Source organism: Caballeronia sp. NK8 (assembly GCF_018408855.1).
Classification (GTDB): domain Bacteria; phylum Pseudomonadota; class Gammaproteobacteria; order Burkholderiales; family Burkholderiaceae; genus Caballeronia.
The window spans coordinates 427,517-441,801 of the sequence record NZ_AP024323.1 but is presented as its reverse complement, the minus strand read 5'-3'; the positions used below and the strand labels follow the sequence as shown (position 1 = coordinate 441,801).

The window sequence follows — 14,285 nt, the reverse complement described above, 5'->3', positions numbered from 1 at the left end:
GGCCGCATTATCGGAGACTGGACCATGAGCGACTTTTATTTTGGCGGCGACGTTTTCTCGGAACTGGACCGCGTGCAGCGGCAGGTGTCCTCGCTGTTCGGCAATCTTCCTTCCAGCATTCGTTCGAGCCGTGCGGATGCGTTCCCTCGCCTGAATATCGGCAGCACTGACGATGCGATTCACGTCGTCGCGTTCGCGCCCGGTGTCGAGCCTTCTTCGCTCGATGTCACCGTCGACAAGGGCACGCTCACCATCAGCGGCGAGCGCAAGCAGCAAGCCGTCGCGCAAGGCACGCGAAGCTATGCGAAAGAGCGTTTCGCCGGCGGTTTTCGTCGCGTGATCGAGCTGCCGCAGAACGCCGATACCGACAAGGTCGAAGCGCGTTACGAAAACGGCACGCTGTCCATCACCATCGGCAAGCGCGAAGCGTCGAAGCCGCGCGCGATCAACATTCAGTAAGCGAGAGCACATCATGACCGACAACACGCAAGTCGCAGCCAAGGACACGAACGAAGTGACGCGCAAGAACGAAGACACGACGCGCCGCCCGACGGTGACGCCCGCGGTCGATATCGTCGAGGACAGCCACTGCATCACGCTGTGGGCCGATCTTCCCGGCGTGCCGCGCGAGAAGCTCGACGTGAAAGTGCACGATGCGCGCCTCACCATCGAAGCCGAAGCGCAATTGCCCGTGCAGGGCGCCGTTCGCGTGCATCACGCCGAATTGCGCGCGCCGCGTTTCGCACGCGCCTTCACAGTGAGCGACGACTTCGACACGACGAAGATCGATGCCAATCTCACCAACGGTGTGCTCAAGCTCACGATTCCGCGTCGCGAGGAAGCGCGTCCGCGTCGTGTCGACGTGCGGGCGGGCTAAGCGCCACAAGCAATTCAAATCGGTTCTGTTCGAACGGCCGCGACTCTTTCGCGGCCGTTTTTTATTGCGCCCAATTCCCGCCTTCTATAATCTTCAACGGCGGCTCGTGCCGCCCATATTCATAACTCATAGATTGAAGGGACTATCGTGAAGAGGCTGTTGACGGTGTTGTTGGGTTCGATGCTGACCGTATCGATCGGAGCGCATGCAAAGGAATGGTCGACGATCCGCTTCGGTGTCGATGCAAGTTATCCGCCTTTCGAATCGAAAGCACCCGACGGCACGCTGGTCGGCTTCGACATCGACGTCGGCAACGAACTGTGCCGGCGTCTCAACGCGAAATGCGTGTGGGTGGAAAACGCATTCGACGGCATGATTCCGGGACTCAAGTCGCGCAAGTTCGACGGCGTGCTCTCCACGATGTCGATGACGCCCGCGCGCGTCAAGCAGATCGCCTTCTCCAGCAAGCTCTTCCACGTACCCACGCGGCTCGTCGCGAAGCGCGATTCGAGCATCCAGCCGACGGCGCAAGCGCTCGCGGGCAAGACGGTCGGCGTCGAACAGGGTTCGATGCAGGAAACCTATGCGAAGGTCCACTGGGGCGCGCAGGGCGTGAAGGTCGTATCGTATGCGGATCAGGATCAGGTCTATCAGGACCTGCTCGCTGGCCGGCTCGACGCCTCTCTGCAAAACGCCGTGCAGGCCGAGCGCGGCTTTCTCGACACGCCGCGCGGCAAGCCCTACGGCTTCGCAGGCGGCGCGCTCGAAGACAGCGCGATCTTCGGACCCGGCACGGCCATCGGCCTGCGCAAGGAAGACACCGACCTGAAAGAGAAACTCGACGGCGCCATCGCCGCGATGATCAAGGACGGCACGTACAAGCGCATCGAGCAGAAGTATTTCGACTTCGATATCTACGGCGAGTAACGAGTTATAGCCATGACGCAGCCCGCGAACGACGAATCCGCTGTGCATCGCGCAGCCGCGCAAGGCTACACGGCCAACGCCGACAGCTACGTACGCGGGCGGCCCGATTATCCGCCGCAACTCGCGGGCTGGCTCGCCGATACGCTCGGGTTGAAGCCGGGCGCGAGCGTCGTCGATCTCGGCGCGGGCACCGGCAAGTTCACGCCGCGTCTCGTGCAGACGGGCGCGCGCGTGATCGCGATCGAGCCGGTCGATTCGATGCGCGCGAAACTCGCCGCCGCCCTGCCCGGTGTCGAGGCGCTCGCGGGCACGGCGCAATCGATACCGCTCGCGGACGCATCGGTCGATGCCCTCGTGTGCGCCCAGTCGTTTCACTGGTTCGCGAGCCGCGCGGCGCTCGATGAGATTCATCGCGTGCTGAAGCCGGGCGGACGGCTCGGGCTCGTATGGAATCTGCGCGATGCGCGCGTGCCGTGGGTCGCGAAGCTCGACGCCATCGTCAACCGATACGAAGGCGATACGCCGCGCTATTACTCCGGCGCATGGCGCGATGCGTTTCCGCATGAAGGCTTCGGTCCGCTCGTCGAAACGCATTTCTCGCTCGGGCACACGGGCGCGCCCGAAGACGTGATCGTGCATCGCGTGCGCTCGACGAGCTTCATCGCGTCGTTGCCCGAAGCCGCGCGCGCCGCCATCGATGAAGACGTGCGCAAGCTGATCGATGCAGAACCCGAACTGAGCGGCAAACGCGAAGTGACCGTGCCTTACGAGACCGCGGCGTTCGTCGCGATCAGGCAATGAAGTGAAGTTCGTCGACAAAAAAGGAGACGGCGATGGCGACGCTCAAACAGATGCAGGCCAGGTTGAAGAAACTGCGCGCACAGGCCGAAAGCCTGATCGCGGATCGCGCGCAAGCCGTGCTCAACGATATCCGCGCGATGATGGAAAGGCACGGCCTCACGACTGACGATATCGAACGGCACGGCAAGAAGGCCAAGCGCGCCGCGAAGCCGCAGGTCGCCTATCCGGCGCCGGCGGGCCGCCATCAGGCGATGACGAAGCTCGCGAAGAAAGGCAAGCTGCCCGCGAAGTACCGCAATCCCAAGACGGGCGAAACGTGGAGCGGCTGGGCGCGGCCGCCTGCGTGGATCGCGAACGTGAAGGATCGCAGCAAGTTTCTGATCGATGCCGAAGGTGCGCCGAGCGCGGCCAAACCGAAGCCGGCGGCCAAGAAAGCGGCGGCCAAAAAGGCCGTGGCGAAGAAGGCGGCACCGGCGAAGAAGTCCGCGCCGGCCGCGAAGAAAAAAGCGGCGATACCTGCAGCGAAGAAAACCGGCGCCACGGCCAAGCCAGCGGCGAAGCGCAGCGCGCCGCGCAAACGCGCAACGAAAGCCGCAACCGTGTCCGTGCCGGAGTCCGCGCCGATTATATCGACGCCAACGACGACCGACGAGGCATCCACGTAAGGCACAGCCTTGCCGTTTTTGCATGAAAGCGCGAAAGAATCGACATGGGTGCGCGAGCGAAAGCCGCGCACCTGCGAGGCGCTTCGGCATCGGCACAATGCTTGCGTGACTATCGACGCACATGCCGAGAACGTCGAGGACATCATGCATCATTCGATCGAATCCCACGAACTGACTCATATCGATCTGGCGCGATTCCAGGTCGTGCAGGTTTCCGACGGCACCTTTACCGTCGTGCTGTGGGAAGCGCCCGGACGCGACGAGCAAGCCTCCACGCTGACGATTCGTCTATGCGATCCGCTCAATCCGGTGCGTCGAAAAGACGTCTGCGAACACTTGCGAGCGCATCTCGCGGTGTCGCGACGGACAAAGCGGCGCGAAGCCGTGATCTGATCGCGCGCGGCGTCATCCCATTGTTTGAGATCGACGAAAACTCAATTGACATTTGGTGGGATTAAAAATCGGCGAAGGACTTATAGACTGCGTTCACATGTCGGGGCCGTTTCGTAGCAAACAACGCGCTTTCCGATTGCCGCATGTCCCTTTATCTTCGTCGGAGCATTCTCGTGAACAAGCGATTCGTCGTAGGCTTTGCCATTGCATTGAGTTCTGTTTTCGCCGGTTCGGCATTTGCAAGCGGATATGGTCCGGCGCCGCATTATCGTCCGGATGTCGGTGCGCCCGCCTCGCAGCATGGCGTGAGCGCGCAGACCTTCGCGGCGGAAGAGGCCGCGCAAGGACGCAGTGATTTCAACGCCACTCCGCGCACCGCGCAGACTCAGGACGGTCAGGTTTCGGCGTCCGTCAATTCTCAAGTATCGCAATAATTTTCGAATGAGCGGACACGATGTTCAATCATCGTGTCCGTTTCAATTGGTCTTAATTGTTTGTTCCAGAAAATCCCAGAGCGCATCGTCCACTGAATACGGGACGTTGAATCGAAAGCAATTGCTTTCCGCGTCATTCGGACGGAAATACGAACCCGGCGCGAGCCATACGCCGTGTTGCAGTGCGCGCGTGGCGACCACGCTTCCCGCTGCCGGATCGATCGGCAACGCGCCCCACACGAAAAGCCCCGCGCGCGGTCGTCGAAACAACTCGACGCCGAGTGCGTCCATGCGTTCCTCGACGAGCGCATGCGCATCCTTCAACTTCTCCACGACGAATTCGACGTGCCGCGCATAGCGCCCTTCCGTCAACACTTTCTCGACGATGCGCTCCGTCGCTTCCGATGACGTGAGGCCCACGGCCATCTTCGTACGCGCCAGCTCGCGCAACACGTCGCGCTCCGCCACGACATAGCCGCAACGCAGCGCGGGCGTGATCGTCTTCGCGAAACCGCCGACGTACAGCACGCGGCTTAAGCCCTCCATCGCCGCGAGCAAGGGCGCGCCGGGCGGCGCGAGCTCGCGCGTCACATCGTCCTCGACGACCCACAGGCCATGACGCTCCGCGATCTGCATCAGACGGAATGCGGACGCCATGCCGAAGGTCGCGCCCGTCGGATTCTGCAAGGTCGTGTTGAGAAACACCGCTTTCGGCCGATGCTCGATCACGATGCGCTCGAACACATCCGTATCGATGCCCGCCGCGGTGCGCGGCACGCCGTGTACCTGCAGGCCCGCGAGCCGCAGAATCTGCAGCAGATTGCAGTAGCCGGGATCTTCGACGACGACCGCATCGCCCGGCCGCAGCAACGTCCGCACGATGAGATCGAGCGCCTGCGTCGCGCCCGCGGTCAGCAGGACATTGGACGATGCATCGACCGGCAGGCCATGACGGTCGAGCTGTTCGGCGATCCGCTCGCGCAGCGGCGCGAAGCCATACGGATGCCCGTAGTCCGCGATGCGCGCCGCCGGCACGCGGCTCACCGCGCGCAGCGCATGTTGCAGGCCGCTTTCATTGATCCATTCGTTCGGCAGCCAGCCGCAGCCGGACTTGATCGGCACGGAGTGATCGGCGAATACATCCGATAAAAGCCAGGTCGCGGTGAGACTCGGCGGCTGCCACTCGACGGCGCGCACCCGCTCGCTGCGCCCCCGCAAAGCCACGCGATAACCCGAGCCGCGCCGCGCGGTGACGAGGCCCATCGATACGAGCCGGCCATAGGCTTCCGTCACCGTGAAGGTGCTGAGGCTCTCCGCTTCGGCGAGACGCCGCACAGACGGCAGCAGCGCGCCCGCGCGCAGCGTCTGCTCCTCGATCGCCATGGAGAACGCGCGCACCAGTTGTTCGACGAGCGTCGGCGCCTGACGGGAGCCGCGCTCCAGCTTGAGTTCGATCATGGATTCGAGAATAGCGCGACAACCACGCGCTGACCAGCACAGTTCGCAGCATTTTGCCAGCACAGTTAGCAGCGCAGTGAAGCAACTGTCTATGCCGTGCAATTTTGCCGAGGAATACAGTGCAGTGACCGTTCTTTCCGAGGAGGAGACCCGCCATGAATGCACGCCCCGTCATCGACGACCTTTCATCGTTCTGGATGCCGTTCACCGCCAATCGCCAGTTCAAGGCCGCACCAAGGCTGCTCGAAAGCGCGAAAGGCATGTACTACCGCTCGACCGATGGCCGCGAGGTGCTCGACGGCACGGCGGGTCTGTGGTGCGTGAACGCAGGCCATTGCCGGGAAGAGATCGTCGATGCGGTGACGAGGACGCTCGGCACGCTCGACTTTGCGCCGACCTTCCAGATGGGCCACCCGATTGCGTTCGAAGCCGCGACCAAGGTCGCCAGCCTGATGCCCGAAGGACTCGATCGCATCTTCTTCACCAACTCGGGCTCGGAGTCGGTCGATACGGCGCTGAAGATCGCGCTCGCCTATCATCGCGCACGCGGCGAAGGCCAGCGCACGCGTCTGATCGGCCGCGAGCGCGGCTATCACGGCGTCGGCTTCGGCGGCATTTCGGTCGGCGGGATCGCGCCGAATCGCAAGACGTTCTCGGGCGCATTGTTGCCGGCGGTCGATCATCTGCCGCATACGCACGATCTCGCGCACAACGCGTTCACGAAGGGGCAGCCCACGTGGGGCGATCATCTCGCCGACGATCTGGAGCGCATCGTCGCGCTGCACGATCCGTCCACGATCGCCGCCGTGATCGTCGAGCCGCTGGCCGGTTCCACGGGCGTGCTGGTGCCGCCGCAGGGCTATCTGCAGAAGCTGCGCGAGATCTGCACGAAGTACGGCATTCTGCTGATTTTCGATGAAGTCATCACCGGCTTCGGACGTCTGGGCAAGGCAACGGCGAGCGAGTACTTCGGCGTCACGCCGGACCTCATCACGATGGCCAAGGCGATCAACAACGCAACCATTCCGATGGGCGCGGTCGCCGCGCATCGCAACGTGCACGACACGGTCGTCAACGCGGGCGCGGCCAACGCGATCGAGCTGTTCCACGGCTACACGTATTCGGCGCACCCGGTCGCGACCGCCGCGGCAATCGCGACGCTCGATCTCTATCAACGCGACAAGCTGTTCGAGCGCGCGGCCTCGAAGGCCGAAAAATTCGAAAGCGCCGCCCACGCGCTGCGCGACGCGCCGTACGTGAAGGACATTCGCAATCTCGGTCTCGTCGCGGGCATCGAGCTGGATTCGCGCGACGGCGCGCCGGGCGCACGAGCGTATGAGGTGTTCGTCAAGTGCTTCGAGGCGGGCGTGCTCGTGCGTTACACCGGCGATATCCTCGCGTTCTCGCCGCCGCTCATCATCGAAGATGATCAGATCGATCAGATCTTCGGCACGGTGAGGAAGGCGCTGGAAAGCGTGAAATAAGCGGTTCTCTTCGCGTCGAAGGCCCGGTTTCCCTGACGAGGAACCGGGCTTTTTTATCGTTCCATGACGAGCAATGTCGATGTCGCCGATGCGAACAGCCGGCCGCTCGCGTCCTTGAGCGTCGCTTCGGCGAATGCGGCGCGGCGCCCGATGGACAACACGCGCCCTTCCGCGCGCAGCAGTCCCGAATCGCGCGTGACCGCCTTGTGATAAGCGACCTTCAGTTCGAGCGTCGTGTATGCCTGCGTCGCGGTCAGGCATGAATGCACCGCGCATCCGCACGCGGAATCGAGCAGCGTCGCAGCATAACCGCCGTGCACGGTGCCGATCGGGTTATACGCATGATCGCCCGGCACGCCCGCGAACACCGCCCTGCCCGCTTCGACCTCGATGAAATCGAAATCGAGCGACACGAGAATGCCAGGTTTGCGCTTTGATGCGATCAGCTTGCGCAGTTGCGCGAGACCATCGAGGCCTGCGGCCGTTTCTTCGATCAGGCTCATTGGGTCGCCTCCATCTTCGCAGTAGCGGTCTTGATCACGTCGTCATCGCCGGTCACGCTCCAGCCGCCACCAAGCGAGCGATACAGCGCCACCGCCGCGAGCGCGTGTTCACGCTTCGATTGATTCAGCGCATCGGCATCGCGCAGATACGATTGCTGCGCGTCGAGCACATCGAGAAAGCTGGCCGCGCCGCCCTTGTACAACTGCGTAGACAGCGTGAGCGATTGGTCCGATGCGGCGAGCGCATCGGTCAGACGCGCGGTCGATTCGGTCGTGCTGACGAGATCGCTGCGCGTATCCTCGACGTCCTTCAGCGCTTCGAGCATGGTCTGACGCAGATGCAATTCCGACTCGCGCATCCGGCTCTCGTTCTGCTCGATCTCTGCCGTAATGCGGCCCGCGTTGAAAATCGGGCTCGTCGCGTTGAGCGCGGCGGAGAAGAGATTGTCGGTGAGCGTCGGCAAACCGAGATACGACGACGCCAGCAAGCCATCCGACAATCGCAGCGAAAACTTCGGATAGCGCTCCGCCCGCGCGACGCCCACTTCCGCCGCGCGCTGCTGCACAGTCGCATACGCAACGAGCACATCGGGGCGGCGCAGCAACGCTTCGGACGGGAGCATCTGCGGCGCGCCGCTCGCCGGCACAGGAATGACGGGAGCCGCGCCCGCATTCGCGAGCATCAGCTTGTCGACGGATTCCGGCGTGCGGCCCGAATACACCGCGATCAGGCTCAACTGATGCTGAATCGTCGCCTGCGTGCGCGGGATGCGCGACAGCAGATCGCTCAGCTGATTCTGCGCGCGCGCGACATCGAGCTTCGTCGACAGGCCGTATTGCAGGCGGCGTTGCGTCAGCTTCAGCGCGCGCTCGCGAATCTCCTGGTTGTCTTGCAGGATCTTCAGTTCGGCCTGCGCCCAGCGCAGATCGACATACGCAGCGGCGGTGTCGGCGGCGAGCGCGAGCCTGATCTGATCGGCGGCGTGTTCGCGGCCGACGAGCTGCGCCTGCGATGCCAGCAACTCCAGACGCTCACCGCCGAACACATCCGGCGTCCAGCTCAGTGTCAGACCGAAGCCACCCTGCTTCACATAACCGAGCGGCGGCGGCGTGTTCTGGCGCGAGTAGGAACCGCCCGCGCCCGCGTCCAGTTGCGGCAGCAGCGCGGCGCGGCGTTGCGTCGTCAGCGCTTGCGCCTGTTTCACGCGCTCGACGGCGGCCTGAAGATCCAGGTTGTCATTGAGCACCGACGCAACGAGTTCGTGCATGACCGGATCGTTGAACTGATTCCACCATGCCGTGGGATCGACGGCCTGCTTCGGCGCATCGACGCTCCAGTCGGCGGGCGCGGTCGCGTTCACGGTCGCGGGAAGATCCGCGTGCGTGGCGGGCGGCACCGCGCACGCGGCGAGCGTCATGCCTGTCACGCAGGCGAGTATTGCGACGAGAAGTTTATTCATGTTCCAGGCTTCCACATAGGGCTGGGGTCAATGTGCATTGGACGAAGGCGGCGCGCTCGTGATCGGCTTCGCGAACATCACGGTCATCAGGCCGAACAGGAAGCACAGCGCGAGCACGTAGAAGCAATCGGCGAAGGTCAGCACGAGCGCTTCGCGCATCACGAGCGCATGCAACGATGCGAGGCCCGCTTGCGACGCATTCAGCGCATCGCCCGCGGCGGATGCGAGATGCGCCGAGCTGCGCGCGAGCAGATCGTCGATGACGGGACGGCCCACCGTCACGTTCTCGTTCAGACGCAGATAGTGCAGGTTGAGACGATCGTTGAGCATCGTCGCGCTCACCGCGATACCGATCGCGCCGCCGAGATTGCGCATCAGATTGAACAGTCCGCTCGCCGATTTGAGGCGCGACGGCGGCAGCGAACCGAGCGCCATCGTGACGATGGGCGGCACCGCGAACTGCTGGCCGATGCCGCGCAACGCCTGCGGCAGGAGGAACTGTTGCCAGCCCCAGTCGTGCGTCAACGGCGTATAGAAATAGCAGCCCGCGCCGAAGCAGATCAGACCGAATGCGAGCAGCACGCGCATGTCGATGAAGCGCGACGCGAACGCATACACGCCGATCGACAGCAACTGGAAGCAACCGACGGAAAGCAGCACGAGACCCGTATCCAGCGAATCGAAGCCGCGCACGCGCGCGAGAAACACCGGCGTCAGAAACACCGACACGAAGATGCCGATGCCCGTCACGAACGACAGCAGACTGCCTATCGCGAAGTTGCGCACCGCGAGCGCGCGCAGATCGACAACCGGATCCTTCGCCGTGAACGCGTGCACGAAAAACAGAAAGCCGCAGATCGCCGAGATCCATGCACACACGATGATCGCATCGTCGCCGAACCAGTTCTTGCGCGGCCCTTCTTCGAGCACGTATTCCAGGCAGCCGAGAAAGCCCGACATCAGCACGATGCCGAGATAATCGCCCTTCTTCAGCAGCGGAAGATTCGGCTCGTCGACGTGCACATACTTCGGCACCAGCAGCGCGACGACGAGGCCCGGCACCACGTTCAGATAGAAGAGCCAGTGCCATGACCATTGATCGGTGATCCATCCGCCGATCACCGGCCCGACCGCCGGCGCGAGCGACGCAAGCGCGCCGATCGTCGTCGATGCAATCAATCGCTGCTTGCCGGGGAACAGCACGAAAGCGGTCGTGAAGACGGTCGGGATCATCGCGGCGCCGGCCGCGCCTTGCAGGCCGCGAAAGAGGATCATCGAATTGATGTCCCACGCGATGCCGCACAGCATGCTCGTGATCGTGAAACCGATCGCCGACGCGACGAACAGCCAGCGCGTCGAGAACACTTTCGAGAGCCAGCCCGACATCGGAATGACGAGGATCTCGGCGATCAGATACGAGGTCTGCACCCAGGACAATTCGTCCTGACTCGCGGACAGGCCGCCGCCGATGTCCTTCAGCGACGACGCCACGATCTGGATATCGAGCGTCGCCATGAAGAAGCCGAGGCACATCAGCGCGAACGCGAACACGCGCTGTTTGATCGGCTGGCTTGTGGGATCGAGGGGAACGGTGTGGGTCATCGCCGCGCCCCTCAACCGTTCGACTGTCTGGCGAGATGAACCTTGACCGTCGCGGAAAGCCCCGGACGCAGCACGGCTTCCATGCCCTTCGGCACGTCGAGACGGATTCGCACGGGCACGCGCTGCACGATCTTCGTGAAGTTGCCGGTGGCGTTCTCGGCGGGCAGCACGCTGAAGGTCGCGCCGGTCGCGGGCGCGAGGCTCTCGACATGGCCGGTGAGCGGCACGCTCGATGCATCGAGTTCGACGTCGGCTTCGTCGCCCGCGCGCATCTTCTTCAGTTGATCTTCCTTGAAGTTGGCGTCGACCCAAAGACCGGTGGACGGCACCACGGTCAAGAGCGACGTGCCGACATTCGCGAGCACGCCCACGCGGGCCGTGCGATTACCGACGTAGCCGTCGACGGGCGCGCGGATCGTCGAGTATTCGACATTCAGCTCCGCGACGCGGCGCGCGGCCTCGACCGTCGCGACACGCGCCTGCGCATCCGCGATCTGCGCTTCGATGACGCTCAACTGACGCTTCGCCGCAACCAGCGACGCGCCGCTGCGATCAACCGCCGCCTGCGCCTTCGTATAGTCCGCATCCGCGCGCTCGACGATCTGGTTCGATACGGCGTCGTCCTTCACGAGTTCGCGATAGCGCACCCGGTCCTGCCCGCTGCGCGTCAGCTCCGCCGACGATGCGCGCACTTCCGCCTGCTGCTGATTGATCACGGCCGCCTGCAGCGCATCCTTGGCCTGCAGCTCGACGACCGCCGCGCGGGCGCTCGACAGTTCGGCATCCGCTTGCGCGAGGCGCGCGTCGTAGTCGCGCGAATCGAGGCGGATCAGAACCTGACCCGCCTTGACGCGCTGGTTGTCCTGCACGAGCACATCGGTGACGAAGCCGTTCACCTTTGGCGCGAGCACGGTGACATCGCCGCCGACGTAGGCATCGTCGGTCGTCTGAACGAAGCGCAGCACGAGCGCCCAGTATGTCGCTGCGGCGATCAACGCAATCCCGACCAGGCCGAGCGCGAGCAGCATCCAGGGAATCTTGCGCGCCGGCCGCGCGAGGGCGGGCGCGGCAACCGAGGGGAGATCCGTCACAGGAGTCGTCATTTGTGATTATAGTGCATATGCACAATCTAGATTGAGAGAAAGGGCAAATCCGCTGCCCGTCATAGCCCGGAAGACTAGTTGTGCATATGCACCAAGTCAACTGTCACCGGACACACGAATGAATAACGCTGCCGGAAAGAATCGCGCAGCGCCTTATGCCGTAAGGCTTCGCGTGTCGGATAGCAGGCTGTCGCCGGCGCAAAACTGCACTGCGTGCTCGACGAACGCCCGCACCTTGGCCGGCAACAGCGCGCGCGTGCTGTACGCGATGCGAATCTCGATGGCCGCATCGACGCGTTCATAGGCATCGAGCAGCGTGACGAGCCTGCCTGCCGCCACCTCATGCGCGACCAGCGCGGTCGGCAGCACGCCGATGCCGAGGCCTTGCAGCACCATCTCGCGATTGAATACGGCGCTGTTCGACGCGATGTCGTGATTGAGCGGCACGCGCACGTCCTCGCCGCCGATGCGAAACGTGAGCGCGGGCTTGCGGATCGACGGAGACATCGGCACGAACTGGTGATCGACCAGTTCGGACGGATGGCGCGGCGCGGGACGCTGCGCGAGATACGCCGGACTCGCGACGAGCACGAGCGGAATGGTTTCGAGCAGACGCGTGACGACGGTATCGGTGGAGAGCATGAAAGGCAGCACGATGGCGAGATCGTAGCCTTCGCCGACGAGATCGATGGGCCGCTCGGTCAGCGTGACGTCGAGGCGCACCTGCGGATGCGCGCGCCTGAAGCTGGCGACGAGCGGCGCGTAACGGCTCGTCATGACCGTCGTATGGGCGACGAGCCGCAGCAGTCCAGTTGCTTCGCTCGCGCGGTTGGACGCGCGTTCTTCCATTGCCTGGAGTTCGTCGAGCAGACGCGAGCAGTCGATGAAAAAACGCTCGGCGGTTTCGGTCAGCGAAATCTGCCGCGTCGTGCGATTAAAGAGCCGGCTGCCGAGCCGCTCTTCGAGGCCCGCGATCGCGCGCGACACGACGGGCGGCGACAAGCCGAGTATGTCGGCCGCACGCGCGAAGCTCTTCGCTTCGACTACCGTGCAAAACACCTTCAGGCTCGTCAGATGATCCATGTGCGTGATCGTGATGCGTGCGGGGAGCCTCGATCATGGCATGAAGCGGCGCGCCATGCCCGACACGATGAGACGATCGCGCGGTTTTACGAGCCGCGCGAGCATTCACGCGGGAGCGGCGCGCGCCTAAAGTTCACCCATGCCATCCAGATGGCCAACCAGTGAACCAAGGAGCACACCATGTCACGTCTTTCCCAGATCAATGTCAACGAAGCCACGGGCGTCACCGCCGATCTGTTCGCCGCGATCAAGAAGGCAGTCGGCCGCGTGCCGAACGCCTACGCGACCATCGGCACGCACAGCCCTACCGCGCTCGGCGCCACGCTGAACGGCGATGCGATTCTCGCGAAGAGCAGCCTGAGCAAGGCCGATGTCGAGGCGATCAAGCTCGCCGTCAGCGAACTCGCGGGTTGTGATTACTGTGCCGCTGCGCATACGGTCGTCGGGAAGATGGTCGGGCTTTCGCAAGAGGAAACGCAACAGATCCGCGCGGGTGAAGCGACTGGCAATGCGAAGCGTGATGCGCTCGTGAAGTTCGTGCGCTACGTTGCGGGTTCTACCGGCACGATCGACGCGGCGCGTCTGGGCGAAGTGCGCGAAGCTGGCTACTCGGAAGCGCAAGTGATCGATGCGTTGTTCGCGATGAGCGTCATCAACTTCACGAACCTCGTGAATCGGGTGAACGACACGACGATCGACTTCCCGGCGCTCGTCTAAGTCTGCGCGGTACCCTTGGAAAGCCGGTCGATCACGGAACTCACGAGATCGATCGGTATCGGAAAAACGATCGTCGAGTTCTTGTCGCCGGCGATCGTCGTGAGGGTTTGCAGATACCGCAACTGCATCGCCTGCGGCGCCTTTGCGAGCATCTGCGCCGCCTGCAAGAGTTTTTCGGAAGCCTGCAACTCGCCTTCCGCATGAATGATCTTCGCGCGGCGCTCGCGCTCCGCTTCTGCCTGCCGGGCGATCGCACGAATCATCGTCTCGTTGATGTCGACGTCCTTGATCTCCACGTTCGACACCTTGATGCCCCACGCGTCCGTTTGCGAATCGAGCACGCGCTGGATGTCGCTGTTGAGACGCTCGCGCTCGGACAGCAGTTCATCGAGCTCGTGTTTGCCGAGAATCGCGCGCAAGGTGGTTTGCGAGAGCTGGCTGGTCGCCTCGAGAAAGCGCGCGACCTGAATCACCGCCTTCTCCGGATCGACGACACGAAAGTACACGACCGCATTCACCTTCACCGAGACGTTGTCGCGCGTGATGACGTCCTGCGGAGGCACGTCGAACACGACGGTGCGAAGGTCCATGCGCACGACCTGCTGCACGACCGGAATGATGAGCACGAGTCCCGGTCCCTTCACTTTCCAGAAGCGCCCGAGCATGAACACGACGCCGCGTTCGTACTCGCGAAAAATCCGCACCGCCGACGCCACGATGAAAATAACGAGCGCGATCAGAATCCCGCTGAAACCAAAAGTAAGCCCCATTTTTCAAG

At 63.4% G+C, this 14,285-nt stretch carries 16 protein-coding genes; 9 read left to right on the top strand and 7 right to left on the bottom strand.

Annotation, left to right across the window (positions count from 1 at the left end; all coding sequences use genetic code 11):
• The first annotated feature begins 24 nt into the window (after positions 1-24).
• The 7 genes from NK8_RS16675 to NK8_RS16645 all read left to right on the top strand — a co-directional run bounded on the left by NK8_RS16675 (position 25) and on the right by NK8_RS16645 (position 4,097).
• Positions 25-459, top strand: coding sequence for an Hsp20/alpha crystallin family protein (locus tag NK8_RS16675; RefSeq protein ID WP_162067225.1), 435 nt, complete (start codon positions 25-27; stop codon positions 457-459).
• 13 nt (positions 460-472) lie between these two features.
• Positions 473-877 carry an Hsp20/alpha crystallin family protein gene (locus NK8_RS16670; RefSeq protein WP_213230090.1) on the top strand — a complete coding sequence of 135 codons (405 nt, stop codon included), beginning with the start codon at positions 473-475 and terminating at the stop codon, positions 875-877.
• Positions 878-1,024: 147 nt separating this feature from the next.
• Positions 1,025-1,804 (top strand): ABC transporter substrate-binding protein, encoded by a 780-nt coding sequence (locus NK8_RS16665; protein ID WP_162067223.1) that lies wholly within the window; start codon positions 1,025-1,027, stop codon positions 1,802-1,804.
• Positions 1,805-1,816: 12 nt separating this feature from the next.
• Positions 1,817-2,605, top strand: coding sequence for a class I SAM-dependent methyltransferase (locus tag NK8_RS16660; RefSeq protein ID WP_213230089.1), 789 nt, complete (start codon positions 1,817-1,819; stop codon positions 2,603-2,605).
• Positions 2,606-2,637: 32 nt separating this feature from the next.
• Positions 2,638-3,270 (top strand): H-NS histone family protein, encoded by a 633-nt coding sequence (locus tag NK8_RS16655; RefSeq protein ID WP_213230088.1) that lies wholly within the window; start codon positions 2,638-2,640, stop codon positions 3,268-3,270.
• A 105-nt stretch (positions 3,271-3,375) separates the two neighbouring features.
• Positions 3,376-3,663 (top strand): hypothetical protein, encoded by a 288-nt coding sequence (locus tag NK8_RS16650; RefSeq protein WP_213230087.1) that lies wholly within the window; start codon positions 3,376-3,378, stop codon positions 3,661-3,663.
• Positions 3,664-3,836: 173 nt separating this feature from the next.
• Positions 3,837-4,097, top strand: coding sequence for a hypothetical protein (locus tag NK8_RS16645; protein WP_162067219.1), 261 nt, complete (start codon positions 3,837-3,839; stop codon positions 4,095-4,097).
• Positions 4,098-4,139: 42 nt separating this feature from the next.
• On the opposite strand, the gene NK8_RS16640 is transcribed toward NK8_RS16645, so the two are convergent.
• Entirely contained in the window at positions 4,140-5,555 is a 1,416-nt protein-coding gene (locus NK8_RS16640) for a PLP-dependent aminotransferase family protein (protein ID WP_213230083.1), read from the bottom strand.
• A gap of 155 nt (positions 5,556-5,710) precedes the next feature.
• Between NK8_RS16640 and NK8_RS16635 the strand changes: the two genes are divergently transcribed.
• Positions 5,711-7,039: an aspartate aminotransferase family protein gene (locus NK8_RS16635; protein WP_162067217.1), complete on the top strand. Its 1,329-nt coding sequence runs from the start codon at positions 5,711-5,713 to the stop codon at positions 7,037-7,039.
• Between the two features lie 53 nt (positions 7,040-7,092).
• Here NK8_RS16635 and NK8_RS16630 read toward each other — a convergent pair whose 3' ends face one another.
• The 5 genes from NK8_RS16630 to NK8_RS16610 all read right to left on the bottom strand — a co-directional run bounded on the left by NK8_RS16630 (position 7,093) and on the right by NK8_RS16610 (position 12,790).
• Positions 7,093-7,542 carry a PaaI family thioesterase gene (locus NK8_RS16630; protein ID WP_061174488.1) on the bottom strand — a complete coding sequence of 150 codons (450 nt, stop codon included), beginning with the start codon at positions 7,540-7,542 and terminating at the stop codon, positions 7,093-7,095.
• The gene (locus tag NK8_RS16625) at positions 7,539-9,002 is read right to left on the bottom strand and encodes an efflux transporter outer membrane subunit (protein ID WP_213230081.1); all 1,464 of its coding nucleotides are present in this window, start codon (positions 9,000-9,002) and stop codon (positions 7,539-7,541) included. The genes NK8_RS16630 and NK8_RS16625 overlap by 4 nt, the downstream gene beginning before the upstream one ends.
• A gap of 27 nt (positions 9,003-9,029) precedes the next feature.
• A complete protein-coding gene (locus NK8_RS16620) occupies positions 9,030-10,604 on the bottom strand; it encodes a DHA2 family efflux MFS transporter permease subunit (RefSeq protein WP_213230079.1) in 1,575 nt (524 codons plus the stop codon).
• A gap of 11 nt (positions 10,605-10,615) precedes the next feature.
• Positions 10,616-11,707 carry an HlyD family secretion protein gene (locus NK8_RS16615; protein WP_213230077.1) on the bottom strand — a complete coding sequence of 364 codons (1,092 nt, stop codon included), beginning with the start codon at positions 11,705-11,707 and terminating at the stop codon, positions 10,616-10,618.
• A gap of 153 nt (positions 11,708-11,860) precedes the next feature.
• Complete coding sequence (locus NK8_RS16610) at positions 11,861-12,790, bottom strand: LysR family transcriptional regulator (protein ID WP_162068215.1); 930 nt, start codon at positions 12,788-12,790, stop codon at positions 11,861-11,863.
• A gap of 180 nt (positions 12,791-12,970) precedes the next feature.
• Here NK8_RS16610 and NK8_RS16605 point away from each other — a divergent pair, with 180 nt between their 5' ends.
• The gene (locus tag NK8_RS16605) at positions 12,971-13,507 is read left to right on the top strand and encodes a carboxymuconolactone decarboxylase family protein (protein ID WP_213230075.1); all 537 of its coding nucleotides are present in this window, start codon (positions 12,971-12,973) and stop codon (positions 13,505-13,507) included.
• Here NK8_RS16605 and NK8_RS16600 read toward each other — a convergent pair.
• Entirely contained in the window at positions 13,504-14,277 is a 774-nt protein-coding gene (locus tag NK8_RS16600; RefSeq protein WP_213230073.1) for a slipin family protein, read from the bottom strand. The genes NK8_RS16605 and NK8_RS16600 overlap by 4 nt on opposite strands.
• Between the last annotated feature and the right edge of the window lie 8 nt (positions 14,278-14,285).